Here is a 26277-nt window from a genome sequence, read left to right as displayed (position 1 = left end):
ACCGACGGGCTCAGAGGGTCAGGAGACCCCCGCCATCAGCGCCGTCCACGCGATGTCGGCGAGCTTCGCCTGGCCCGCGATCGACGGGTGGAAGTGGTCGACGTCCGAGATGTCGTCGGAGGTGACGTCGAAGTCGTGCAGCGCGCCTCCGTCGTAGACGCAGTTCGCGACGGCCCCGCAGGCCTCCGCGAGGATCGCGTTGTAGGCGTCGATCGTGTCGCTCACGTTCGTGCGGCGGGCGACCGAGTCCGCCGCGTCCGAGGTCGGCTCGTAGAGCAGCGAGTTGCAGTTCGAGCTGCCGGACCAGCGCGAGACGGCCTCGGAGTCGGTGCGCTCGGTCTCGAAGAAGTCGAGCAGGTTGGGCACGGAGGAGACGAAGATCGTCGCGTCCGGGGCCCCCGTCGACAGCGTCGCGAGACTCGTCGTGACACTGGTGCGGAAGGCGTCGGGAGTCGTGATGTCGCTGCTGTTCTTGCGGCAGACGTCGTTCGCGCCGATCAGCACGGTGACCAGGTCGGGCGAGACCGCCACGGCCTTCTCGGCCTGGCGCGGCAGCTCGGCCGAGGTGGCGCCCTTGGCGGCGACGTTCTCGATGGTCGGCACCGCGCCGACGGCCTCGCCGGCGCGACGGGCGACGGAGTCGACGGTCTCGTCCTCGCCGGTGGTCCACGAGGCGCTCGGGCAGGGCTTGTTCTGCCCGCACGCGGCGACGCCGACCGAGATCGAGTCGCCCATCGCGGCGATGACGCCGGCCTCGAACGGCAGGCCGCCCGCGGCGGGCTCGGTGGTCTCGGCGGGAGCCGGTGCGGAGGTGCACCCGGCCAGCAGAGCGGCGGACAGCAGAAGAGCGGCGATCGCTCCGGCACGGCGGATCATGCCGCTCCTCCTTCGGTGGCGGGGACGGCCGCGGGCGGCTTCGGCCCCTTCGGCTTGGGCTTCCTGACCTGCTTCACGAAGGCGAGGATCTGGTTCATGTCGCGGCGGTAGACCGGCAGCACCATCGCCAGGGCGAGCGGCACCAGGGAGGCGAGACCGCCGACGATCAGGTGCACGATCGGCAGGAGGTCGGTGTACTCCCCGACGGCCCAGGCGGCGCCGAACATGAACGGCACGACGATCGCGGGGCGCAGGACCGGCACGATGATGTCGGAGCCGCGGAGGAACGTGCCGCGGATGGCGAGCCAGAAGCCGGGCACGAGCAGGGCGAGGGTGGTGAGTCCGTAGAGCAGCGCGAGGCCCTCGACGCCGTTCCACCACAGGCCGACGAAGAACGAGGCGATCACGATCGGACGCGTGACCACGTAGTAGATCAGCTGACGGTGCACGCGTCCGAGCGAGATGTAGATCCAGCCCTGCACGTTGCCGATGCCCTGGGCGATGCCGGCGATCGAGAGCAGCGACAGGATCACGGCCGACGAGGACCACTGCGAGCCGAGCAGCAGCTCGACCAGCGGGCCGGACAGGGCCGCGAGGACTCCGAAGGTCGGCAGCGTCAGGTAGCCGATGACCAGCAGCGCCCCGCGGACGTAGCGGCGGTAGCGCTCGCCGTCGTCCTGCAGCGAGCTGAGCACCGGCAGCGCCACGCGGCCGAGGGGCCCGTTGAGCTGCTGCAGCGGGAGCAGGAAGAGCGAGTAGGCCCGCGAGTACTGGCCCAGCGCGTTCGCGCCGAGCTGCGCGCCGATGAGGACGTTGTCGACGTTGCGGGCGAAGTAGTTGAGCAGCTGGACGCCGAAGATGCTGCCGCCGGTGGTGACCAGCGGGATGACCTCGCGCGAGATCCGCGGCGGGCCGAACTTCGGGCGGGCGGCGACCCAGAGGGCGATCAGCCGATAGACAAGCGCGCCGCCCTGCAGCACGACGAGCGACCAGACGCCCCAGCCGAGGAGCGCGGCGATGATCGAGCCGACGACGCCGACGAGCATCGAGACGACGTCGATCTGCGCCATCAGGCCGAAGCGCATCTCCTTCTGCACGCGCGCCTGGAGCGGCATGCAGAGGCTGTTGAGGAACAGCGTCGGAGCGACCGCGAGGGTCAGGACGATCAGGGCCTCTTCCTGGTAGAGGCCGGCGATCAGCCAGGCGGAGGCGGCGATCACGATCGTGCCCGCCACGCCGAGCGCGACCGACAGCCACAGCACCGAGCGCCAGACCGCGTCGCTGAGCTTCTTCGACTGGATGATCGCGCCGGTGAGGCCGAAGTCGCGGACCAGGTCGGCGACTCCGACGATGGCCGTGACGGCCGCCAGCAGACCGAAGTCCGACGGCGACAGCAGGCGGGCGAGCACGACGGTCGAGATCAGCTGGATGGCCGTCTTGCCCCAGAGCCCGCCGAGGGTCTGGATGACTCCGCGGCTGGCCTTGTGGCCGAGGTCGGAGCGGGGCGGCAGGTTCGGTCCGTCGCCCACCGTCGGCGACTGAGCGATCGCGTCGGTCGCGAGCGTCTCGGTGGTGTGGGCGGTGTCGTCCATCGCCGCCTCGATCTGCTCGTCGGTGGTGCGGGACGCGCTCGAGGAGCCGCCGGACGTGGTCGGCCCCGTCACGCGCGCGTCGTCTCGTCGCGGTTCCATTCGGGTACGCCTCCTCGAGCGATGATCGACCGGGCCGTGAGGCGGGGTCGCAGATAGCCGTAGCAGTAGATGGGGAAGGCCGGCCACAGGGACGGCCGCCGGAGGACCCGCTTCAGCAGGGGCACGAGTCCGGCTCCCGCGGGCTGCGGGCGGTCGGGGACGAGGCCCGACTCCTTCAGCTGGACGTTGCCGATGGCGATCCGCACGGTGCGCTTGAGCTGGTTGCGCATCCGCCGCGGGGCCTTCACCGAGAAGGTGTGCCCCCGCAGGGTCGCGCGCTCCTCGGGTGCGAAGAGCTGCTGCACGAAGCGGTCGTCGGCGATGATCTCGGGGAACGCGCCGAAGCGGCGCCTCCCCTCGGCCGACAGGCCGTAGATCCCGGAGCCGACCAGGCCGCTGACGCGGTAGTCGGACAGCTCCCAGATCGAGTAGTGCGCGCGGACGGCCCAGGAGGCGCCGCGCGTGTCGACGTGGAACTCGGGAGCGGCGACGAGCGGGCCGCCGGGGCGGACCAGCTCGTCACCGAGGGCGAGGAGCGTCTCGGCCGAGACGCTCACATCGGCGTCCACGTAGATCCGCGGCAGCACCGTGGCGATCGCGTCGGCCGCGTTGAGGCCGGCGATCTTGGAGGCGCGCTCCGTCTCGGCGACCAGGATCCGCGGATCAACGGCGCGGGCGACCGCGACGGTGTCGTCGGTGCAGCCGTTCGCGCCGACGACGATCTCGAACCGGCCCTCCGGGTCGCCGTCGACGAGCGCGCGGAGGAGCCGGCCGATCACCGCCGCCTCGTCGTGCGCGGGGATGACGACGCTGACGCGGACGCTCACGACTCGATCGGAGCCGGCTTGCGGACGACGTGATCCCGGGAGTGGGCGCCGACGTGCGAGCCGAGGGCGGGCCCGTGTCCGGGAGCGCCCGCCGAGCCGCGGGTGAACGCCGAGACGTAGCCCGCGTCCTCCGGCGACAGCCGGCGTCGAGCCGACTTGCGCGGTGCCTCGGTGAGCACCCAGGCGCCGATCCCCAGGAAGACCCAGAAGAGCATGAAGGCCTGGAAGAAACCGAAGGCGTCGTAGAAGTAGGCGGCGATCGTGTAGCCGACGAGCAGGACCGCGATCGAGAACGCGAGGCTCGCGTACTGCGGGGTGGTCGTGCTCTTGAACGAGTAGCGCAGCAGCATCACGATCGGCACCAGGAACAGCACGGCGAGGCCGATGACGCCGACGGCGCCGCCGTCCATCAGGGTGCCGAGCCACTGGTTGTCGAGGATGAACGCGTTCTTGTCGTCACCGACGACGATCCGGCTGCCGATGCCCGTTCCGAAGAACGGATGCTCGCGCACGATGGCCATCGCCGGCTCGAGGTCGGCGAGACGCCCTGCTCCGGCCATGCCCGCCGAGGTGTACTGCGACGCGATGAGCTCCTCGGGGTCGAGGAACGAGCCGATCATGTCGGTCAGGATCTTCGGGATGACGAGGAAGCCGAGCCCGAGGACGGGGATCATCCCCAGCAGGAGGTATCCGCCGATCTTCGGACGCAGGATCAGCGTCACGAGGAACATCACGCCCAGCGTGACGATCGCGGTGCGCGACACCGCGGTCACGACGCCCAGGAGCATCGCGAGGACCACGCCGTAGTAGATGATGCGGCGGTTGATCTCGTTGAACGGCCAGCGGGCGTACTTCGAGAGGTAGATCGCGATGGGGATCATCATCGTGAACATCACCGCGAGGGCGATGGGGTGCTGCGCCGACCCGAACGAGCGGTAGCCGCCGGCCCGGTAGGCCTCCTGCTCGGCGCCGAGGCGCTCGAGCGGGAGGAACTTGTCGAGCATGGTGAACACGTTCTGCTGCGTCGCGCGCTCGAGGACCGCGAAGACCGCGACCACGACGGCCGTCCAGACCAGCGTGGTCAGCACGGCCTCGACGATGCGCTCGCTGCGCATCATCAGACGGGCGATGTAGAAGACGGAGAGCATCAGCAGGTCGTTGATGATCGCGCCGGCGACACCGCTGCCGAGGCCGCCCTCCGAGATGAACTGCACGTTCGCCGCGATGGAGAGCAGGCTCGACGCCACCCAGATCCCGAGCGGCCAGCCGAACGCCGCGGGGCGCCAGACGAACTTCGGGTCGATCATCAGGGCGACGATCCCCGAGATCACCATCAGCACGATCACGAGCCGGTAGGGCTCGAGAGCGAAGCCGATCGGGATCGGGAGCGCGTAGTAGCGCACCGGGATGAACATGATCACGAGCAGCAGGACCATGAACGCGCCGGTCCAGTTGAAGACCAGCTTGCGCGTGAGGTAGAGGAACGAGATCCCGAAGAGGACCGCCCCTGCGTAGAGCGGGTTGAGGTAGTAGACCGCTGCCAGAGCGACGCCCGAGAGCAGGACGGTCGCCAGGGCCGAGCGGATCCCGAAGGTCCGGCGGACGAGGATCTCGCCCGCGTACGGGTCGTCGTTGCCGGGAACAGGGATCGGGAGTCCCTTGACGGTCTGCGTGCTCATGTCGGGACCCCGCCTCAGGTGGCGCTGCGCTTCCCGGAGGAGGCGAGCTCACCCGCCGCGGCGGGGTTCTCGGAGGCGGTGCCCAGTGCGGCGGGACGCTGGCCCTCGCCCGCGGTGCCGGTGATGGCCGGGCCGCGGCGGAAGGACTCGCCGCGCGGGCGGGCGTTGTTGCGGTTAGCGGTGACGCGCTCCCGCGAGATGCGGACGTTGTAGAGGATGAACGCGAGGGCGATGAAGGCGAGGAACACGCCGAGGCCGGTGATGGCGATCGGGATGATGGGGTTCGACCCCTCCTGCTCGACGGCGGTGCCCTGGTCGGTGACCGCGAGGGTCACGCGCAGCTCGGGGGCGACACCGGAGGCGTCCTGCTGGGCGGCGACGTAGTTCTGGAAGACCGTCGACGCGGTCTCGGAGATGAGGACGGCGCGCTCGGGATCGGTCGACTCACCGACGATCGAGAGGATCGGGAGGCTGAAGCGGCCCGGGTTCTGCTCGGTGCCGGCGGGCTGCGTGGTGCGGCGCACGGCGCTCAGCGCCTCGGTGTCGGTGAGGGGGCCCATGGCCGCCTCGACCTGCGCGCGGATCTGGGAGCCGCTGACGAGGTAGGCGTAGATGACCGCGGTGTTCGTGAGGTCGTTCTGCTGCGCCTCGGTGGTGCCCTCGGTGATGGTCTGACCGGGGTCGACGGCCTGGAACGGGTTCTGCGGGCCACCGCCCAGCAGGATCGTCGTGTCGGAGCGGTACGCGGACTCAGCGCGCGAGACGATCTCCCCGTCCTTGACGGTGTATCCGGCGACCAGGGCGGCCAGCACGGAGACGATGAGGCCCACGGCGAGGAGCCACTTGTAGCTCCAGAGCACTCGAAGGTAAAGGGGGACGGACATCTCGGTCTCGACTTCCAGACGGCGAGGTGTGGTACCTCGGGCGACTCGCCGCGTGCTCGGAGGATGCAATGCTGCTGCAGACGATGGAGCAACGCCTCCGTCCATCACGGCGGGTAATGGCGGAACGGGTGGTGTGGCGGTCGACGTCGGAGGACGAGGACGGAGCCTGGTGCGTAGTGCGGTGTCGAACGTGCTGTCGCTGCGTCCGCGCCGCCTCCGGGCTTGCGGCCAGGGGGTCGGAACGGGCAGAGAACCGGGACCCCACGAGTGCGGTGCCCCGACACACTCATTGTGACCATAACCCACGGCATGCGGATGCCGGAAGTATTGCGGGTGTGTTAAGTCTCCTGGGTGTCCGACCCGCCCAGCAGGACGCGCACTTGCATTCCTCTCAGATGGACGAGGATGGTAGTCCTTGTTCATTCCTGAGCGCGCCGCCCTCACGACAGGAGACGCATGGATGATGAGCACCAGTGCTCCACCACTGCCACCGACCCACCCGACCGCCCCGCCGACCCCGAGTCGGCCCCGCACGACGACGACCACGACGACCGTCTGACGACGCTCGCGCCCACCGTCGCGCCCTCGGCGAGCGATGACGCTCCGCTGTCGGTCCTCTACTCCTTCCCGCACGCGATCGGCTCGCCCGGCATCGGCTGGACCGCGCTGCACCAGGTGCGCGCGCTGACCGAGGCAGGCCACCGGGTGACCGTCGTCGCCGCCTCGATCGCCCAGCCGCTCGGGCCCGTCGCCCGCGCGGTGACGACTCTGACGGTCGGCGGCATCCGCCTTCCGCACCGCCTCTTCGGGCGCAGCCGCTCGATCGCGCACCACGACCGCGTGACCGCGCGGATCCTCGCCGAGGGCGACTACGACGTCGTCCACGGCTGGCCGTGGGGATCGGCCCGCACCTTCGACGAGGCCGCCCGCCAGGGCGTCCCGTCGGTACGCGAGGCGCCGAACACGCACACCGCGCACGCCTTCGAGGTCGTCGCCGAGGAGTACGAGCGCCTCGGCATCACCCCGCCGCCCGGCTCCCCGCACACGTACAACGCGGTGCGGCTGCAGCGCGAGGAGCGGGAGTGGGCCTCCGCGACCGCGATCCTGGTGCCCTCCGCCTCGGTCGAGCGGACCTTCCTCGAGAAGGGCTTCTCGCCCGAGAAGCTGCTCCGCCACCGCTACGGCGCCCAGGTCGACACCGCGCACGTGATCGATCCCGATCCGCGCGACGACCCCGACCACGTGTTCACCGCCGTCTTCGTGGGCCGGATCGAGCCCCGCAAGGGCCTGCTCTACGCCCTGCAGGCGTGGCAGGCGTCGCGGGCCAGCGGCTGCGGCCGGTTCCTGGTCTACGGCGACTTCACCCCGGGCTACCGCGAGCGCCTCGCAGGCCTGCTCGAGCAGCCGAGCGTCGAGCTGCGCGGGTTCACCAGCGACGTCACCTCCGTCTTCCAGGCGGCCGACGTGCTGATCCTGCCGACGATCGAGGAGGGCAGCGCGCTGGTCACCTCCGAGGCGCAGGCCGCGGGCTGCGTCCCGCTCGTCTCGTCGGCGGCCGGCGCGAACCTCGAGGACGGCGTGCAGGGTCTCGTGCACGAGCCCCGCGACGTCGAGACGCTGACCGCGCACCTCGACCTCGTCTGCTCCGACCGGGAGCTGCTGGCACGACTGCGCCGGGCGGCCCTCGCCAACCGGAGCGAGCTCACCTGGACGCGGGCGGGCGTCGATCTCGTCGCCGCCTACCGCGCCGCCATGCGGATGGTCGGCACCCCGGCCGTCGCCGCCGACCCGTCGAGGACCCATCGCCCGTGAACCCCAGCGCCCTGAGCCTCAGTGACGTCTCGATCATCCTCTGCACCCGCGAGCGGCCCGACATGCTGCGGGGCGCCCTCGCCGCGATCGCCGCGGGGACCGACCCGGCCGTCGAGGTGATCGTCGTCGACTCCGCGTCGACCGACTCGCGCACGCGCGAGGTGGCCGAGGGCGCCGGCGTCCGCTACGTGCGGACCGACACCAAGGGGCTCTCGATCGCGCGGAACCTCGGTCTCGACTCGAGCACCCGGCCGGTCGTGGTCTACACCGATGACGACTGCTCCCCCACTCCGGGCTGGATCGAGGCGCTCCTCGACGCCTTCGCCGACGAGCGGGTCGCCGTGGCCACGGGGCGGATGCTCGACCACACGCTCGTCGACACCGACGTGCCGCCGACCGACCGGATCACCTACCGGTCGACCGTGCAGGGCCTCGACGCCGGACACGGCGCCGTGATGGCGTTCCGCCGCTCCACCGTGCAGACGCTCGGCGGCTTCGACGACACGCTCGGCGCCGGCCGCTACCTCGCCGGAGCCGAGGACCTCGACATCTTCTGCCGGGCCCTCGCCGCCGGCGGCACCGCGGTCTTCGTCCCCGACAGCGTCGTGCTGCACGTTAACACGCGCAATCCCACCGCCTATCGGCGTCTGATGCGGGGCTACGGGCTCGGGCTCGGCGCGCTGGTCGGCAAGTGGTGGCGGATGTCGCCGCTGGTCGGCGGCAGGATGACCGCGACGCTCGCCGTCCGCAGCGGCCGCCGTCTCGTGCGCTCGGCCAAGAAGCGGGGTCGCGGAGCGCGCGACGAGCTCGCGATGGTCGAGGGGATCCTCCGCGGCTACCTCCGCTCACGGCACCTGCGGCTCTCGGGCTCGACCTTCGTCGACGAGTACCCGCCGACGCCGATCCGGCTGTCGCCCGCGCCCGTCGCCGAGTGAGCGCTCCCGCCCCCTCCCGCTCCCGTCTCTTCCGCCCCCGACCCGCCCGCAGGGAGCAACCATGACCCGTCCCCCCCGCCGCTCCGGCCGCCCGCACGCCGAGCCGCTGCGCACCCTCGACGAGAAGTTCGTCTCGAACGCCATCGTCTACGAGGTCGCCCGGCCGACCGGCTCGATGATCGTCGACGGCACCCCGTACCGCCGCGCGGACGGGTCGCTCGACCGCGATCTCGTCTACTCGGCGTGGGAGGAGTTCATCCGCAAGTCCCCCTCCGTCAGGCAGCGGCTCGCCCGGGCCCCGCTCGGGCTGTTCACGCCGTCGTGGGTGTCGGTCGACGAGATCGACGTGCGCGATCACGTGCGCTTCCACCCCGGAGTCGTCGAGTGGGATCCGCGCCACGTCGAGCTGCTCACGGGAGCGTTCAACGGTCCGATGGACCCCAAGGGGCCCCTCTGGGACATCCTCGTGGTCGAGCTCTCGACCGGTCAGCTCGGGTTCGCGGTGCGGATCCACCACGCCCTGGGCGACGGCATGTTCGGGCTCCTGCTGATCCAGGCGTTCTCCTCGGACGCTCCGGTCGAGTTCGAGCCCTACACCCGGGCGCCGATGCGGTTCCCTGAGGATCCGCGCGCGCCACGCGGCCCGCTCTCGCTCACCCTCGCCGCGCGGCGGCAGATCGCCTCGGGGCACGATTCGCTGGCCGAGGAGTGGGCCGAGTGGAAGCGCAAGCCGCTGAAGAAGCGGATCACCCGCGTCGGCGGCCGCAACATCCGCTCGCTGCGGGACGCGTACATCCGCCGCTCGGGGATGCTGGAGCGCAGCATCAAGCCGCGCGATGCCGCGATCCTGACCGTCGACCTGCCCACCGCCAAGTCGGCGGCCCGGGCCGCGGGCGGCTCGGTCGCCGATCTGACCGTCGCCCTCGCGCTGCACGCCTTCGCGGCGCTGCACCCGGAGCGGACCGAGATCGCGACGCTGGTCCCCGTCTCGCCGCGGCGCGAGAAGAACGCGGTGAAGCGCAACCACGTCTCGATGGTGCGGGTCGCCGTCCCCGTGTCGCTCGGCATCGCCGAGACGGTCGCGAGCGTGCGCGCGCAGGTGCAGTCCGCCGTGGACTCGGGCGAGAGCGGGATCACCCGCGGGGTGAAGGACTGGCTGGGCTACGCCTCCTACCTGCCCGTCTTCCTCCGCCGTCGCTGGTTCGGCACGGCCGAGATGGACTCGATGACGCTCTGGCCCGTGACGGAGCCGGACGACGAGGCGGCGGTGTTCGCCAGCTCGTTCCTCAAGCGCCTCGACATCGCGATCTCGATCCGCTCCGACCTCGACACGACGCTCTTCCTCGACTCGATCACCGAGTCGCTCGCCGAGATCGGCGCCCCCGTGATCGACCCCCTCTCGCGGCGCGCCGGCGCGGCCGCGTCCGCCGACCAGGACTCCGACGACGACCACAACTCCGACGACGACCAGAACGGGACTACCCGATGAGCCAGGGCGGCGGACCGCTGCGCACCCTCACCAAGGTGCGCACCTACCTGCAGGCCGTGCGCCTGCTGCACTTCCACGCGTACAGCCACGCCGACCAGGTGCCGAGGCTGACCCGCGGAGCAGACGTCTCCTTCGCGCCGAACGTGTCCTTCAGGAACGCCGAGCGGATCACCCTCGGCGCCGGCACGCACATCGGCGAGAACTCGATCGTCTGGGCCGGCAACACGAGCGGCCGCATCACCTTCGGCGAGAAGTGCCTGCTGGCGCCGAACGTCACCGTCACCGCGTCGAACTACGGGATCGTCCAGGGCACGCCGGTGATGGACCAGGCGAAGATCGAGCGCGACATCGTGATCGGCCGCGACGTCTGGCTGGGCGCGAACGTCGTGGTGGTCGCCGGAGTCACGATCGGCGACGGCGCGATCGTCGGCGCCGGAGCGGTCGTCACGAAGGACCTCCCCGCGAACTGCATCGCCGGCGGCGTGCCCGCCAAGGTCATCGGGCAGCGTCCGGAGGCCCCCGGTGCCTGAGACCACGGACACCGGCCTCGCGATCGTCGTCGTCAGCTACAACACCCGCGAGAAGACCCTCGCCTGCCTCGACTCGATCCCGCGCGGCGACGCCCCGACGCCGCCGCACGTGATCGTGGTCGACAACGGCTCCGCCGACGGCAGCGCAGAGGCGATCCGCGCGGCCCACCCCGAGGCGACCGTGATCGAGGCGGGCGACAACCTCGGCTTCGCGCGCGGCGTGAACCGCGGAGTGGCCGCCGCGACCGAGCGCTACGTGCTGCTGCTCAACCCCGACACGCTCGTGCTCGACGGCTCGTTCCGCGCGCTGCTCGAGTTCGCCGTCGCGAACCCGCGCTACGGCGTCTACGGCGGGCGCACCCTCCGACCCGACGGCACCGTCGACCCGTCGTCGTGCTGGGGAGCGCCCACGCTCTGGTCGCTGCTGACCTACGCGACGATGCTCTCGACCGTGTTCCGGGGCAACCCGCTGCTCGACCCCGAGTCGCTCGGAGGCTGGCAGCGCGACACCGTGCGCGAGGTGCCGATCATCACCGGCTGCCTGCTGCTGATGGAGCGCGCCGAGTACGAGCGGGTCGGCCGCCTCGACGAGCGGTTCTTCCTCTACGGCGAGGACGCGGAGTTCTCGATCCGCGCCGCCCGCGCGGGCCTGCACCCGGTGATCGTCCCCTCCGCGGTGATCGTGCACGACGTCGGCGCCTCGACGCGGGACGCGGCCACCGAGGGCAACTCCGGGCGCAAGATGACGATGGTGATGGCCGGGAAGGTCACGATGATCCGCCTGTCGTGGAAGCCGCTGCCCGCCCGCGCCGGCATCGCGCTGCTGCAGGCCGGCGCCCTCGTCCGCGCCGGACTCGAGACCGCCACCCGCCGCAAGCGCCGCGCCTGGACCGAGGTCTGGCAGAAGCGCCGCGACTGGCGGGTCGGCTACCCCGAGGCCGAGCGCACCCTCTTCGGCCGCGTCCCCGGCTCCGGTGCGTCGACGGAGGCGGCCCGATGATCGCGGGCGGCACGCGCACCCTGCGCACGCGCCTGGCCACGCGGCTGCGCACGCTGCTGTCGGGCGAGAGCGCCGTGAGCCGGCACCTGCGGGTCGAGGCGGAGCCCGCGTTCCGCACGCGCTACGCGAACCCGTACAACGCCCGCCTGTACACGGCGATGACCGCCGAGGGCGTGCTGGTGCGCGACCTGTCGTGGCTGCGCCTGCTGGTCTCGAAGGTCGACGTCGTGCACCTGCACTGGCCCGACCTCACCTTCCTCAGCGGTGTGCGCCGCTACCGGATCGTGGCGCGGCTGGTCTTCTTCTTCGCCTTCCTGCGCATCGCGCGGCTCCGGGGCACCCGGCTGATCTGGACCGCGCACAACGTCGCGTCCCACGAGGAGCGGGCGACGCCGTTCCTCCGCAACTGGTACCGCCGTGTGCTGACCGAGAACCTCGACGCGATCATCTGCCTCTCGCAGGAGGGAGTGACCGCGATGCGCCGCTCCTACCCCGAGCTCGCCGCGGTGCCCGCCTACGTGACTCCGCACGGCCACTACCGGCACGACTACGACTTCTCGCCGAGCCGGGCCGAGGCCCGGGCCGAGCTCGGGCTCGACGCCGACGCCCGCCTGGTCGTCTCGGTCGGGCAGATCCGCCCCTACAAGAACATCCCGACGCTGGTCGAGCAGTTCCGCGCCCGCGCCGACGACGGCACGCAGCTCGCGGTCGCCGGCAACCCGGCCCGCGGTCCGCTGCGCGGAGTGATCGAGGAGGCGGCGGCCGGCGACGAGCGCATCCGGCTCGAGCTCTCCTTCCTCAGCGACGAGCGGATGGCGCTCTGGCTGCGGGCGAGCGATCTCGTGGTGCTCCCCTACTCCGCGATCCAGAACTCCGGATCGGCGATCCTCGCGGTGTCGGCCGACCGCCCCGTGCTGGTGCCCGATCTCGGCGCGATGCACGAGCTGGCGGCGCTGGTGGGCTCCGACTGGGTGCGGCTCTACGACGGCGGCTTCGACGGCGCCGTGCTCGACGAGGCGCTCGAGTGGGTCGACGGCCTCGACTCCGACCGCCGCGCCGACCTCTCGGCGCTCGAGTGGGACGCCATCGCACGAGCGACGATCGACGTCTACCGCCTCGTTCTGGGGGCAGATCGTCCGCGTGTCGTTTCCTGAATTCTCGGAAACGTAATGCGCGGGAAACCTTCCTCCCGCTAGTTTGAGCAATTACCACCCCCTTTTGCCCTCCGCTCGGCGCCTCCCCGCGCCGGCCGGTCGTCGGTCACCCCTGCCCGGCGCCTCCGCTCCGCTCCATCGCCCCACCCCGCCGCACAGAAACACACAGGCCTCCGTGACCTCTCGCTCCACCTCGTCGCTCCGTCCCGCCGGACGGCTGCGCCGCCTCCTGACCGCCACCGCTGTGACAGCACTGATCGCCTCGGGAGTGCTGGCCACCGCCGCTCCCGCGCAGGCGGCCGACGCCGGACGCTACGTCGTCACCGTCGACTCCAGCGCGGTCTCGACCAGCCTCGTGCGCGCACTGGGCATCACGCTCGACCAGTCCTACGGCGGAGGCGTCGCCGGGTTCACCGCGACGCTCACCGCCCGCCAGCACGCGGTCCTCGCCGCCGACAGCCGCGTCCTCGCACTGTCGCCCGCCGACCAGGTCGTCGACGGCGCTGCGCAGACCACCCCCTCGCACGTGCTCACGGCCGAGGCCGACAAGGCCCCCGTGCTCGCCGGCGATGGCGTCACCTCGTGGAACGGCCCCGCCGTCGCGGTCATCGACTCCGGCGTGAGCAGCCACTCCGACTACAACCTGGCCAAGCAGGTCAACTGCTTCGGCTCCGGTACCGCCGACGACGCCAACGGCCACGGCACCGGCGTGTCCGGCTACATGGCCGCTCTCGACAACGGCTCGGGGACCGTGGGCGTCGCCCCCGGTGCTCCGGTCTACTCGGTCCGCGCCCTCGACGCGAACAACAAGGGCACGATCTCGACCCTGATGTGCGCTCTCGACTGGGTGTCGCAGAACGCCGCGACCTACAACATCAAGGTCGTCAACATGTCGCTCGCCACGAACGGCGCCGACGACAAGAACTGCGGCCGCACGAACGGCGACGCGATCCACCAGTCGGTCTGCGACCTGGCCGCGAAGGGCGTGACCATCGTGTCCGCCGCCGGCAACTCGACCGCCGACCTCGCGGGCTACATCCCCGCCGCCTACGACGAGGTGCTCGCCGTCACCAACTTCGCCAACTACGACGGCAAGCCCGGCTCGCTCGCACCCGTGCCCTGCTCCGGAGTGACGACGAAGGACGACAACTACACGATCAACAGCAACTTCGCCTCGACCGCCGACGCCGCGCACACCATCGCCGCCCCCGGCACGTGCCCGTACACGACGAAGAAGGGCAACACCTACGCCTACATCCAGACCGGCACGAGCATGTCGACGGCCGCCGCCTCCGGTGTCGTCCTCGACTGCCTCGCCTCCGGCGGAGCCTGCGTCGGCAAGGCCCCCGCGCAGGTCATCAGCACGGTGATCGCCCAGGCCAAGTCGGCCACGGTCGACCGCGGCCGCACCTTCGCCGGCGACCCGACCCGGCCCGTCTCCGGCCGCTACTACGGCTACGGCGTGAGCACCGTCCCGGCCGGCACGGTCACCGCACCGACACCCACCCCGACGGCCACGCCCACGGCCACGGCCACGCCCACCGCGACCCCCACGGCCACGCCGACCGCGACGCCGACCGCCACCGCGACCCCGAAGCCGACCGCGACGCCCACCGCGACGCCGACGCCGACGCCCACCGCGACCGCGACCGCGACACCCAAGCCGACGGTCGCTCCGACCGCGACCGCGACTCCGACCGCGACGCCCACCGCGGGGACCGACACCGTCAAGCCGCAGGCGCAGATCGTCTCACCCGCCAGCCAGACGACCGTCACCGGCACCGTGACCCTCGTGGCCAACGCCAGCGACAACGTCGGGGTCTCCTCGGTCGCCTTCTGGTCGGGCTCGACCAAGCTCGGCAACGCGGTGAAGCAGGCCGACGGCACCTGGACGCTGACGGCCAACAGCAAGACCTGGCCCAACGCGACCTACGTCGTCGTCGCCAAGGCGACCGACGCCGCCGGCAACATCGGCACCAGCGCGTCGATCACCCTGGTCATCAAGAACTGATCTCCTCCGCCACCGACTGACCGCGACCACGGCACCGCATCGCCCGCAGCGCACGACGACCACCAGACGCACCGCCCGCCCGGAACGCCGTACGCGCCCGGGGCCGCCTCCCTCAGGAGAGGCCGGCCCCGGGCCGCCTGCCGACTCCGGGCCACTCCCTCGCCAGCACGAGTCGAACGGAATCCCCCGCCATGTCCCGAGCCCTCCCCCCGAGACTCTCGCCGCACCGATCCCTGAGCGCCGTCCTCCTCGCGCTCTCCGTCCTCCTCGCGACGCTGTTCGTCGCCCCCGCGGCGAACGCCGCCGGAGCCGACCGCTGGACCTCCCCCACCGGCTCGGGGACCACCTGCACCCAGAGCGCCCCCTGCACCCTCGCCGTCGGCGTGCAGGACGCGCCGGCCGGCAGCACCGTCCTGCTGACCTCGGGCACCTACCCCGACGTGAACCTCAAGGGCGGCAGGGCCACGGCCGCCGCTCCCCTGCTCGTGACCCCCGCCCCCGGCGCCTCGCCGGTGTTCGACCGGGTCAAGAGCTACGTGTCCCACGTGGTCTGGTCGAGGATCTCGGTCGCGGTGACGTTCTACCTCTACGGCGCCGACCAGATAGTCGAGTCCTCGAGCTTCGACGGCGGCGGCCTCTTCGTCCGCAACGACGGCGCGGTCGTCCGCGACTCGTCGTTCCGGAACGGCTCGTCGATCGACGGCATCCAGGTCGGCGGCGCGTCCGACGTGCTCATCGAGAACAACACGGTGCGCGACTACGACCAGGACAAGAACAACGGGCTGCACGCCGACTGCGTGCAGGTCTTCGAGAGCAACGGCGTCACCATCCGCGGCAACCACCTCTCGAACTGCTACAACGCGGGCATCATCTTCTCGCCGGGCGCGGGCGACGGCATGAGCGACATCACCGTCGAGTCCAACTTCGTGCAGAGCTGCATCGTCAAGACGGCGCAGTGCCGCGGAGGCTCGGCCGCCGACTTCCGCGAGGCGTCGGCCAGCGACCTGCTGATCCGCAACAACACGTTCGTCGACGGCTCGCTGCGCGTCGGCGGGGCCGCGAACACGACCTTCGACCGCAACATCGTCAGCTACCTCGCCGCGTGCGACAGCCCGATGACCAACACGATCGTCGCGACCTGGAACACCAAGATGTGCGCCGCTCCCGCGCTGCTGAACCAGCAGGGCAACGTGCAGGGCTCGCCGCGCTTCGTGGACGAGGACGGCGGCGACCTGCACCTCGTCAGCGGGAACGACGCCGTCATCGCCGGCTGGGGCTCGAGCGCTCCCGCCGCGAGGGACATCGACGGACAGGCCTTCGCGAAGAACATCGCGGGCGCCGACTCGGCCGGCTCCTCGGGCACCCCGGCCCCTGCTCCGACGAGCACGGCGACGACCACCCCGACGGCCGTCCCGACCACGGAGCCCACGGCGGAGCCGACCGAGGAGCCCAGCGCGACTCCGACGCCGAAGCCGACCGCGACGACGCCCGTGCCGACGCCGACCTCCACCGGCCCGTCGCAGCCGGAGGCGCCCGAGGAGGACACGACGGCACCGTCGGTCGAGATCACCTCGCCGCTCGACGGCGCCGTGATCAAGGGCATCACGACCGCGAGCGTCGAGGCGACCGATGACACCGGAGTGACGGCCGTCGCGTTCTACGTCGGCACGCTCAAGGTCGGCGACGCGGTGCAGACCGGCGAGTCGACCTGGTCGCTGACCGCCAGCACGGTCGGAATCGTCGGGACGTTCCCGCTGACGGCCCGGGCGACGGACGCCGCCGGCAACACCGCGAACAGCACGCCGGTGACGGTCACGCTGATCAAGCAGGAGTGATCGCCGCGGCGTCAACCTCCGGCGCCCGGCGCCCGCGATCCGTAGCGTCGGAGACGTGCGGCCGATCTCCGGCGCACGGAGAGGCGACGATGAGCCAGAGCGAGAAGAACCAGCCCGAGCAGGACCAGCCCGTCATGGACGGCGCCGACGACGCGAGCAACGACGAGAAGCTGGGCGGCCTCATCGAGCAGGTCGACCAGGACCACGGCTCCGAGGGCGCGGGCGCCATGGCCGACGCACTCCGCGACCGCGCCGACGAGACCGACACCGAGCTCACCGCCGACGAGGCCTGACCGAGACCTCCCACCCTCCAGAAGTTGCGGTAGTCGCGCTCGACTACCGCAACTTCTGAGGAATGGGGCGCCCTGGCCGGAACCGCCGGATCACTCCGCAGAAGTTGTCGTGCTCGAGCACCGACTACGACGACTTCTGGCGTCTCGACGCGCCTCACCCTGACCTCGCGCAGGTGAAACCTTCCACACTCCGAAAGTTGCGGTACTCGCGCTCGACTACCGCAACTTTTGAGTGGTGGGTAGGGAAGACGGCGGCGGGAACGCGCGGCGGGGCGCCGGCGCGGTCGGGGGCAGCGCCGCGCGGGCTTGGTCCAGGAAGACCGCGGTCATGACGACGCGGGTGCGCGCCGGGGACGAGTCGAGCGGGCCGATCAGCGACTCGATCCGGTCGAGGCGGTCGTAGAGCGTCTGGCGGCCGATGCCGAGAGCGGCGGCGGTCGCGGTCTTGCTCCCCCAGTGCGAGGCGAACGCCTCGAGGGTAACGAGCTGGTCGTCCCGCAGCGCCCCGAGCACCTCCTCGATCAGGTCGTCGGCCTCGACGTCTCCGTGCAGCGAGCTCGCGAAGCGCGCCAGGCGGTGCTGGCGGGAGTCGACCACTCCGCCGCCCGCCGGCGCCCAGTCGCGGACGCCCCGCACCTCCGACAGCTCGCGCTGGACCCGCCGCTGGTCGCCGAGCCCGCTGCCGACGCAGACCAGGGCACCGGACCCGCCGCCGAGCGCCGCCCCGCGGTCGAGGAGGGTCGCGCGCCCCTCCTCCATCGCGGCCGCCCCGCCGAACGGCAGCAGCGCCAGGACCTCGGCGCCGACCACGCAGAGCACCGGCCCGGGGTCGGCTCCGACGCCCCCGAGCAGCTCGCGGAGGGCGCGGAGCACGCGGTCGTCGTGCCCGGTGTCGGCCCACACCCCGAGGTAGCGCTCGCGCGAGGAGGCACCCAGCCTGCCCAGGAAGGCGTCGATCTGCAGGTCGGCCGCAGCCTCCGCCCGCGACTGCTCGGCCGTCGCGACGGTGAACAGCTGCGCGGTGAGCCGCTCGGTGACCGACGGCGGACGGTGCCGCAGCAGCGCGATCGCCAGCACGTCCGGCGCGCGATCGAGCGCGACGGCGACCGAGTGCAGATCGGCGGCCTCGTGGGCGCGCAGGTGCAGCGTCCCGAGCAGCGAGTCGCCCGACCGCAGCACGTTCGAGAAGGTGCCGGCCGTCGGCGCGTCGTCGACCCCGCGCCCCGGCGAGGCGCGCGCGATCTCCTCCCCCGTGAGCGAGACCAGCGAGGCGGAGGCGCCGGTCGCAATCGAGACCACGCGGAGCAGCTCGCCGATGCCCGCGTCGGCGGCGGCTGCGTCGCTGAGCAGGGCGGACAGTCTGTCCGCCAGCCGGAGGCTCCGGAACTTCTGCTCGGTGAGGTGCGTGTTGATGCTCTCGCAGACCTGCACGAACGGCACCCGGCGCGAGAGGGCGATCACCGGGAGGCCCCGCTCGTCGGCGGCGGCCACGATCGGCGCCGGCACTGCGGGCAGTCGCGGCGAGAGCTCGACGGCGAGCGCCCCGACGCGAGCCTCGACCAGGGATTCCACGTAGCGCCGGCACTCCGCGGGGTCCTGGTCGGTCGAGAGGAGCGCGCCCTCCATCAGCAGCAGCTCGCCACCCAGGAGGAGGGGGGCGATGTCGAGCTGCTCGCTCGCGTGCGCCCAGCGGATCAGCGCCCGATCGGCCGAGGCGCCCCCGGCGACGACCTCGGGCAGCGAGGCCGAGAGGAGGGGGTCGCGGAGCGCGTCCGCGAGCAGGTAGGCCATACAGAACGTCCTCTCGCGTCACCGCGAATTTACACGGTGGCGCGCCCGGCGAAACGGTGCGGAACGAGAGTGGACCCGCACCCCCGCCGCCCCCACCTCACGCCCCTTCGAGAGGAACCGCCATGAGCACCGACGCCCTGCACGACACCGAGGACGCGCTCACGCCGCTCCCCGACTCCCGCCGCACCGCCCGCCTCGACGGCCAGTTCTGGATCTGGGCGGGCGCCAACATCGCCCCGATCAACTGGGTGCTCGGCGCGCTCGGCGTCAACATGGGCCTCGGCCTGTGGGACACGATCACCGTCCTGGTCCTCGGCAACGTCGTCGGCATGGCCGTCTTCGGCTTCTTCGTCCTGCTCGGCCAGCGCACCGGAGCGACCGGCATGCTGGTCGGCCGCTCCGTCTTCGGGCGCCGCGGCAACTACGCGCCCGCCGCCATCCAGGCCGTCGTCGTCATCGGCTGGTGCGCGATCAACACCTGGATCGTCCTCGACCTGGTGATCGCGCTGCTCGGCTCCGTCGGGATCGTCGATCCGGAGGACGCGAACATCGGCTGGAAGATCGCCGTCGCCGCCGTGATCATGGCGATCCAGGTCGCGATCTCGTTCCTCGGCTACCGCGCGATCGCGGCGTTCGAGCGCTGGACCGTGCCGCCGACCCTCCTGGTGCTCGCGCTCATGTCGATCGTGGCCTGGTTCTTCCTCGACATCGACTGGTCGTACGCCGGCCCCGCCGAGGGCGCCCTGACCGGAGGCGACCGCCTCGCCGCCATGTCGATCGTCATGACCGCGATCGGCATCGGCTGGGGTCTCACCTGGCTCGCCTACGCCGGCGACTACTCCCGCTTCGTCAGCCCCACGGCCTCGAAGCGCAAGCTCTACTTCGCCAGCGTCCTCGGCCAGTTCATCCCCGTCGTCTGGCTGGGCGTGCTCGGCGCGACCCTCGCCACCAAGAACGGCTCGGTCGACCCCGGCCAGCTGATCGTCGAGAACTTCGGCGCCCTCGCGATCCCGGTGCTGCTGCTCGTGGTGCACGGCCCGATCGCGACGAACGTGCTCAACATCTACTCGTTCGGCATGGCCACCCAGGCCCTCGACATCCGGCTCGGCCGGCGCGCGCTGAGCCTGATCGTCGGCGTGCTCGCCTTCATCGCGGCGGTCTTCTTCATCTTCCAGGACGACCTGGCGACGACCCTCGACGCCTGGCTCGTGGGCCTGGTCGGCTGGGTCGCTCCGTGGGGCGCGATCGTGCTCGTGCACTACGCGGTGTTCGAGCCGCGCGTGCGCTCGTTCGGGCACCTCTTCGCCCCGGTCGGCTCGCCGCTGCTGCCGGATGTCCGCTGGCGCGCGCTGCTCTCGTTCGCGATCGGCGCGACGCTGACCTGGCTGTTCATGAACGGCTCGGTGCCGGCCCTCCAGGGCCCCGCGGCGACGGCTCTCGGCGGCATCGACGTGTCGTGGCTCGCCGGCGGCGTGTCGGCCGGAGTCGCCTACCTCCTCCTCGGGCGCGGCGACGCCGCCGCCTGGGTCGAGCGCCGGGAGGCCGCCGCGCCCGCCGCGCAGCCCGAGCCCGCCCGCCGCTGACCGCACCTCCTCACCGCCGCACCCCAGCACCCGCGCACCACGAACGGAACCGCCATGCCCCTCCTCATCACCGACGCCTCCGTCATCACCATGGACCCGGTCTCGGGCGCCGTCCCGATCACGGCGAGCATCCGCATCGTCGACGACGTCATCACCGCGATCGGCCCGGGCCTCTCGCCCGAGCCGGGCGACGAGATCATCGACGGCCGCGACCGGCTGGTGACTCCCGGCTTCGTCAACGCGCACACCCACTCGTGGGAGTACCTCTACAAGGGGCGCTACGACAACCTGCCCCTGGAGCTGTGGATGCTGCTGTCGTACCCGATCCTCGGGAACAGCCGCGTCGCTCCGGATCTCGTGAAGCTGCGGTCGTCGCTGTTCGCGCTGGAGTCGCTGAAGGCCGGGGTCACGACGCTCGTCGACGACGTGCTCGAGAACCCGGACCAGGACGCGGAGCAGCTCGCGGCGGTCTTCGACGCGTACGACGAGATCGGGATCCGGGCGAACATCTCGGGGCACGTGATCAGCAAGCCGTTCTACGAGACGATGCCGTTCGTCGAGGAGTACCTGCCCGCCGAGATCCTCGACTCTGTGCGCTCGGCCGCGCGACCGACGACGGAGGGGTACCTCGCGTTCAGCCGCGAGGCGTTCGCGACCCAGCACGGTCGCGCCGGCGGGCGGCTCCGCTACATGGTCGCTCCCTCGGCGCCCCAGCGCTGCGGGCCCGAGCTGCTGACCGGGGCGACCGAGCTCGCGCTCGAGCACGGCGCCGAGTGCCACATCCACGTGCTCGAGACCAAGACGCAGCTGGTGACGGGCGAGGAGTTCCACGGCTCGACCCTGGTCGAGTACATGGAGCGGATCGGCGCGCTCTCGACCAACACGACGTTCGCGCACGGGATCTGGCTGACCGACTCCGACGTGGACCGCGTCGCGGCGGCCGGCACCTCGATCTCGCACAACCCGATCTCGAACCTCAAGCTCGGCTCGGGCATCGCGCCGTGGCGGGCGCTGCACGACGCGGGCGTGAACCTGGGCCTGGGCACCGACGGCTGCTCGAGCAGCGACTCCCCGCGGATGCTCGACGTGGTGAAGGCCGCGGCGCTGCTGCACAAGGTGACCGACCCCGACATCGCGACGTGGCCGACGGTGGCGGAGGTGCTCACCGCGGGGACGATCGGAGGCGCGCGCAGCGCCGTGCTCGACAGCGTCACCGGCAGCATCGAGGTCGGCAAGCAGGCCGACCTCGTGGTCTTCGACCTCGAGACGCTGAACTTCACTCCGCGCCAGCGACTCGAGAACCAGCTGGTGTACTCCGAGAACGGCTCGTCGATCGACACGGTGATCGTGGCCGGGCGGATCGTCGTGGCGGGCGGGCGCTCGACCACGGTCGACGAGGCGGCGCTCCGGGCCGACCTCGCCGCGCAGCTCGGCGAGATCGTCGCCTGGCAGGACTCGCTCGACCGCACGAACGGCGTGCTGACGGAGCCGCTGCACCGCATGTACGAGCGCGCCATGCGCCGCGACGCCCCGATCGACCGCTTCAGCGGCCGCCGCCTGGTCTGAGCGCGCCCGCTGACGCACCTCAGAGGTGCGTTCGAGGCGCCCGAGTCGCGTTCGGGCGGGTGCACGGCGCGGCGTACCCGCTCCTCGCCCCGGCATGGGGCGCACCCGGGCGGAGGAACCCTCATCACGAACGCGTGTTCGAGGTCCGCCCATAGTGTCGCTCGGAGAACGCCGGGGTCCTCTCCGGCCGTCGCCCAGGCGACCCGGCTCCTCGCGGAGGCGCGGTCGCGTGAGGGTTGCGCCCCAGACCCCGACGCCCCCGAAGGACGCCCCGTGCCGCTGACCGCCGCGAAGCCCCGCCGGCGCTCAGGCGCGCGGCAGGCCGCGGAAGTTGGCGGCGCTGAGCTCCTGCACGGCGGGCAGCTTCGCGCGGATCGCGGCCGAGACGGCCTCGCGGTCCGACAGCACCCGCTCGAGCGCGTCGCCGACGCGGCCCGCGAGCCCGGCGCCGGGCTCGACGCAGAGGTAGGGCAGCTCGAACATCGCCATCAGGCCCTCGACCTTGCCCTGCGTGGCGAGGGTGATCGCGGGGACGCCCTTCATCAGCGACATGATCGCGAGGTGCATCCGGCCGGTGACGGTCACGGTCGCGCGCTCGGTGAAGCCGCGGACCTCGGCCGGGGTCAGGACGTCCTCGACGAAGGCGACCTGCGCGGTGTCGGGCAGCGCGGCGTAGACCTTGCGGCAGGCCGCGAGGTCGTCGGGTCCGTTCTTGATCACGTGCGGCAGCAGGACGATCGCGAAGCCGCGCTCGCGCAGCCCGCCGATGATCTCGACGTAGGCGCCGGTCTGGTCTGTGTCGATCAGACCGGAGACGTTCACGATCGCGACGCCGCCGGCGGTGTCGAGGGCGTCGAGCTCGGTCTGCGCGCGCTGAGAGTCGATCGAGCGGGCCGAGAAGACGATGTCGGCGGACGCCTGCGCGTCGAGTCCGTCGCGGCGGGCGCGCTCGACCGAGAGCGGGTCGCGGAGGAACAGCGTCGCGCCGGCGCGATCGGCCTCGCGCAGCTGAGAGAGGGCCGCGGGGTGCGCCTTCCCGTTCCAGCTGAAGCCGAGGACGCGGGTGTCCACTCCGGCCGAGGCGGCGCTTCGGGCGACCACGGCGCGGCTTGTCGAGGCGCGGAAGTTGTAGGCGCCGTCCATGATGTCGGCGCCGACGATCGACACCGAGGCGGCACCGGGGAGCATCGCACGGAAGCGGCGCAGGTCGCGGACGAAGCTCGGCAGCCCGCCGTAGAGCAGGGTGCCCAGCGAGACGATCTCGACGCGGTCGGCCTGGTCGGCCGGGATGCGGATGTCGCCCGGGTAGCGCGTGATGACCGTGATCGGACCGGCGACGTTCTCGAGGAACGCGCCGACGAGCGCCGCGTCGCCGATGTTGCCGGCTCCGGGGGGCGCGATGAGGATCGCGCGTCCCGTCGAGGCTCCGGACTTCCGCGCGCCGCGCAGCCGGGGCGCGTCGACGAACACCGCTCGTGCACCGAGCGAGAGCACCGCCGGGCTCTTCAGCATCGGGGCCGTGCGCTTGCGCAGCCCTCCGAGCATCGTCCGAACACGCGAAACCGTTCCGCTCACTGCGACACCGTCCTCGGCCCCGTGTCGGAGCCGTCCTCGTCGTTGTCCGCTGCGGCCGGTCGCCGCCGCGGGGCATGCGCGCCCAGTGTACGGAACCGTCACCCGAAGGCCCGGCACCGCCGCCCCCAGATCCCCCTCTCCCACTCCTGAGTCCCCGCTCACACCTTCCCCGATTGGACCCACGCCCATGACTCGAACGCTCAGCGCGACTCTCGCCGCCCTGCTGGTGGTGATCGCCGCCTTCTTCACGGCGGCCCCCAGCTTCGCGGCCGCGAACCGCTACGCCTCCCCGACCGGCACCGGAACGCTCTGCAGCTCGGCCGCCCCGTGCTCCCTCGCCACCGCCGTGCAGAGCGCGGCCGCCGGTGACACCGTGCTCCTCACCTCGGGCACCTACCCCAAGGTCGACCTCAAGGGCGGCAGGGCCACCGTCGCCGCACCGGTCACCGTGCAGCCGGCCCCGGGCGCCTCGCCCGTGCTCGGCTCGACGAAGGTCTATACGCCCAACACGGTCTGGAACGACATCTTCTCGAAGAGCACCTTCTACACCTACGGTTCGGGCATCACGGTCAACCGGATGCACATCGACGGCTCCGGGATCTTCGTGCGCAGCGCGAACGTCGTGGTCCGCGACTCCCTCTTCGAGAACGGCTCGTCGATCGACGGCATCCAGGTCGGCGGCACGGACAACGGGCTGATCGAGGGCAACGTCGTGCGGAACTTCGACCAGAACCTCGACAACGGCCTGCACGCCGACTGCATCCAGGTCTTCGAGAGCAACGACGTCACGCTCCGCGGCAACAGCCTGAGCAACTGCTACAACGCGGGCATCATCTTCTCGCCGGGCGGCGGCGACGGGATGAGCGACATCACGGTCGAGTCGAACTTCGTGTCGGGCTGCATCGTGATCACGGACGACTGCCGCGGAGGCTCGTCCGCCGACTTCCGCGAGGCGTCGGCCGACGGCATCTACATCCGCAACAACACGTTCGAGAGCGGGGCGCTGCGCGTCGGCGGGGCGAAGAACACCGTCTTCGACCGCAACATCGTCAGCTACCTCTCCTCGTGCACCAGCCCGATGACGAACACGATCGTCGAGAACTGGAACGTCAAGCTCTGCAAGACCCCCTCGCTGCTCAACCAGCAGGGCAACGTGCAGGGCGCGCCGGCCCTCGTCTCCGCGGCGACCGGTGATCTGCACGTGCTGAACGCGGCGCAGACGCAGATCGCCGGATGGGGCTCGACCACCGGCGCCCGGACCGACATCGACGGCCAGACCATGGGCAGCCGCACCGCGGGCGCCGACCAGTTCGGCGGAGTGACCGCACCGACCCCGACGCCCACGGTGACACCCACGGCGACGCCGACCGCGACGCCCGCGCCGACGCCGACCGCCACCCCCACGGCTACGCCCACCGCGACTCCGACCGCCACCCCCACCGCGACTCCGACCCCCACCGCGACCCCGACCCCGACGGCCACTCCGGCCCCGGCCGACACGACCCGGCCGACCGTCGCGATCGTCTCGCCGGTCTCCGGCGCCTCCGTCTCGGGCACCGTCACCTTCGTGACCCGCGCCTCGGACAACGTCGGCGTCACCGGAGTCAGCTACTGGGTCGGCACGACGAAGCTCGGTGAGGCGGGCCCCGCGGCCGACGGCAGCTGGCTGTTCACGATGAACACCTCGGGCTTCGCCGCGGGCACCTACCCGGTGACCGCCAAGGCCGTCGACGCGGCCGGCAACACCGGGACCAGCGCGACGATCTCGATCAAGCGCGTCTGATCCGGTACGACGCAGGCCCGCCGCCCCGAGGGGTGACGGGCCTGCGTCGTGTCAGTCCGCGAAGATCGCCCCGACCGGCTCGCGCTTCTCGGCCTGGAAGCGGTCCTCCGCGCGTCCCCGAGCCCAGTAGGCCGACAGCGAGAGCGCCGAGCGCTCGATCCCCCAGTCGTCCTGGAGGATCGCCCGCAGCTCCTTCATCGCCGTCCGCTCCCCGTGCGCGAAGACCTCGACGGGCCCCTCGGGACGAGCCTCCGCACGCACCGCCGCCACAAGCGCACGACCCGCGTCGAGGCCCCCGCGATGCAGCCAGCGGATCTCGATGCCCGCCGCCGACGGAAGCGGTACCTCGTCCGCCGCCCCGCCGACCTCGATCAGCGCGAGCCCGCGGGCCGCGGCGGGCATCGCCTCCAGGGCCGAGGCGATCGCCGGCAGTGCCGAGTCGTCGCCGAGGAGGAGGTGCGCGACCGCCGGGTCCGTGCGCGGCGCCCACGCGCCTCCGGGAGCCGACATCGCGAGACGGTCGCCGGGCCGGGCGGCCGCGGCCCACGGCCCGGCGACCCCCTCGTCCCCGTGCACGACGAAGTCGACGGCGATGCTCCGCTCGCCGATCGAGCGCACCGTGTAGGTGCGGCGCACCGGCAGCTCCTCTGGCGGGACGCTGCCGCGCAGGGCGTCGAGGTCGAACGGCGGCTCGAGTCCCGTGCCCGGCTGGGGGAGGAGGAGCTTCACGTAGCGGTCGGTCGCGGCGAGGCGCGCCGGGTCGGCCTCGGCCACGAAGGCGTCGAAGCCGTCGCCGCCGAGGTGCACGCGCACGAGGTGCTCGGTGAGCCGCTCGGTCTCGAGCACCGTGAGGACGTGCTGGCTGCGCGCTCGGCGCTCGGAGGATCGGGGTGCGTCGGTGGTCGTCATCCCTCCAGCATGCCGCGATCGGCGGCGGCGACCCCCTCTCCGAGTGCCTTCTCG

Annotated in this window: 20 protein-coding genes; 12 read left to right on the top strand and 8 right to left on the bottom strand. The window is 71.8% G+C overall.

The window, feature by feature from the left end:
• Positions 1-18: 18 nt before the first annotated feature.
• The 5 genes from GRS92_RS09495 to GRS92_RS09475 are packed head-to-tail and all read right to left on the bottom strand — an operon-like array spanning position 19 to position 5957.
• Positions 19-876: a GDSL-type esterase/lipase family protein gene (locus tag GRS92_RS09495; RefSeq protein ID WP_159855566.1), complete on the bottom strand. Its 858-nt coding sequence runs from the start codon at positions 874-876 to the stop codon at positions 19-21.
• Positions 873-2567 carry a lipopolysaccharide biosynthesis protein gene (locus tag GRS92_RS09490; RefSeq protein WP_159855565.1) on the bottom strand — a complete coding sequence of 565 codons (1695 nt, stop codon included), beginning with the start codon at positions 2565-2567 and terminating at the stop codon, positions 873-875. The genes GRS92_RS09495 and GRS92_RS09490 overlap by 4 nt, the downstream gene beginning before the upstream one ends.
• Positions 2537-3394, bottom strand: coding sequence for a glycosyltransferase (locus GRS92_RS09485; protein ID WP_159855564.1), 858 nt, complete (start codon positions 3392-3394; stop codon positions 2537-2539). Before GRS92_RS09485 ends, GRS92_RS09490 begins: the two co-directional genes overlap by 31 nt.
• On the bottom strand, positions 3391-5073 hold the full coding sequence (locus tag GRS92_RS09480) for an O-antigen ligase family protein (protein WP_159855562.1): 1683 nt from the start codon (positions 5071-5073) through the stop codon (positions 3391-3393). The genes GRS92_RS09485 and GRS92_RS09480 overlap by 4 nt, the downstream gene beginning before the upstream one ends.
• 14 nt (positions 5074-5087) lie before the next feature.
• Entirely contained in the window at positions 5088-5957 is an 870-nt protein-coding gene (locus GRS92_RS09475) for a hypothetical protein (protein ID WP_159855560.1), read from the bottom strand.
• A 456-nt stretch (positions 5958-6413) separates the two neighbouring features.
• Between GRS92_RS09475 and GRS92_RS09470 the strand changes: the two genes are divergently transcribed.
• The 9 genes from GRS92_RS09470 (at position 6414) to GRS92_RS09430 (ending at position 17016) form a co-directional block, all read left to right on the top strand.
• Positions 6414-7769: a glycosyltransferase family 4 protein gene (locus GRS92_RS09470; RefSeq protein ID WP_159855558.1), complete on the top strand. Its 1356-nt coding sequence runs from the start codon at positions 6414-6416 to the stop codon at positions 7767-7769.
• Positions 7766-8704 (top strand): glycosyltransferase family 2 protein, encoded by a 939-nt coding sequence (locus GRS92_RS09465; protein ID WP_159855556.1) that lies wholly within the window; start codon positions 7766-7768, stop codon positions 8702-8704. Before GRS92_RS09470 ends, GRS92_RS09465 begins: the two co-directional genes overlap by 4 nt.
• A gap of 61 nt (positions 8705-8765) precedes the next feature.
• Complete coding sequence (locus GRS92_RS09460) at positions 8766-10193, top strand: wax ester/triacylglycerol synthase domain-containing protein (RefSeq protein WP_159855554.1); 1428 nt, start codon at positions 8766-8768, stop codon at positions 10191-10193.
• Positions 10190-10723 carry an acyltransferase gene (locus GRS92_RS09455; protein WP_159855552.1) on the top strand — a complete coding sequence of 178 codons (534 nt, stop codon included), beginning with the start codon at positions 10190-10192 and terminating at the stop codon, positions 10721-10723. Before GRS92_RS09460 ends, GRS92_RS09455 begins: the two co-directional genes overlap by 4 nt.
• Complete coding sequence (locus GRS92_RS09450; protein ID WP_159855550.1) at positions 10716-11723, top strand: glycosyltransferase family 2 protein; 1008 nt, start codon at positions 10716-10718, stop codon at positions 11721-11723. Before GRS92_RS09455 ends, GRS92_RS09450 begins: the two co-directional genes overlap by 8 nt.
• Positions 11720-12877, top strand: a complete 1158-nt coding sequence (locus GRS92_RS09445; RefSeq protein ID WP_159855548.1) for a glycosyltransferase family 4 protein — start codon at positions 11720-11722, stop codon at positions 12875-12877. Before GRS92_RS09450 ends, GRS92_RS09445 begins: the two co-directional genes overlap by 4 nt.
• Positions 12878-13052: 175 nt before the next feature.
• Positions 13053-14888 carry an Ig-like domain-containing protein gene (locus GRS92_RS09440; RefSeq protein WP_159855546.1) on the top strand — a complete coding sequence of 612 codons (1836 nt, stop codon included), beginning with the start codon at positions 13053-13055 and terminating at the stop codon, positions 14886-14888.
• Between the two features lie 191 nt (positions 14889-15079).
• Positions 15080-16723, top strand: coding sequence for a right-handed parallel beta-helix repeat-containing protein (locus GRS92_RS09435; protein ID WP_159855544.1), 1644 nt, complete (start codon positions 15080-15082; stop codon positions 16721-16723).
• Positions 16724-16812: 89 nt separating this feature from the next.
• Positions 16813-17016, top strand: a complete 204-nt coding sequence (locus GRS92_RS09430; RefSeq protein ID WP_159855542.1) for a hypothetical protein — start codon at positions 16813-16815, stop codon at positions 17014-17016.
• A gap of 216 nt (positions 17017-17232) precedes the next feature.
• Here the strand turns inward: GRS92_RS09430 and GRS92_RS09425 are convergent, their stop codons facing one another.
• Entirely contained in the window at positions 17233-18807 is a 1575-nt protein-coding gene (locus GRS92_RS09425; protein ID WP_159855540.1) for a PucR family transcriptional regulator, read from the bottom strand.
• 122 nt (positions 18808-18929) lie between these two features.
• On the opposite strand from GRS92_RS09425, the gene GRS92_RS09420 reads away from it, so the two are divergent.
• Complete coding sequence (locus GRS92_RS09420; protein WP_159855538.1) at positions 18930-20390, top strand: purine-cytosine permease family protein; 1461 nt, start codon at positions 18930-18932, stop codon at positions 20388-20390.
• A gap of 54 nt (positions 20391-20444) precedes the next feature.
• Entirely contained in the window at positions 20445-21956 is a 1512-nt protein-coding gene (locus tag GRS92_RS09415) for an amidohydrolase family protein (protein WP_159855536.1), read from the top strand.
• A 306-nt stretch (positions 21957-22262) separates the two neighbouring features.
• Here the strand turns inward: GRS92_RS09415 and GRS92_RS09410 are convergent, their stop codons facing one another.
• Entirely contained in the window at positions 22263-23531 is a 1269-nt protein-coding gene (locus GRS92_RS09410) for a polysaccharide pyruvyl transferase family protein (protein ID WP_159855534.1), read from the bottom strand.
• Positions 23532-23718: 187 nt separating this feature from the next.
• Here GRS92_RS09410 and GRS92_RS09405 point away from each other — a divergent pair, with 187 nt between their 5' ends.
• On the top strand, positions 23719-25314 hold the full coding sequence (locus GRS92_RS09405; protein ID WP_159855532.1) for an Ig-like domain-containing protein: 1596 nt from the start codon (positions 23719-23721) through the stop codon (positions 25312-25314).
• Positions 25315-25365: 51 nt separating this feature from the next.
• Here the strand turns inward: GRS92_RS09405 and GRS92_RS09400 are convergent, their stop codons facing one another.
• Complete coding sequence (locus GRS92_RS09400; protein ID WP_159855530.1) at positions 25366-26223, bottom strand: siderophore-interacting protein; 858 nt, start codon at positions 26221-26223, stop codon at positions 25366-25368.
• Between the last annotated feature and the right edge of the window lie 54 nt (positions 26224-26277).

The sequence above is a fragment of the Rathayibacter sp. VKM Ac-2754 genome, assembly GCF_009807095.1.
Classification (GTDB): Bacteria; Actinomycetota; Actinomycetes; order Actinomycetales; family Microbacteriaceae; genus Rathayibacter.
Note: the sequence above shows the minus strand (reverse complement) of the source record. Positions and strands in the feature narration are given on the sequence as shown.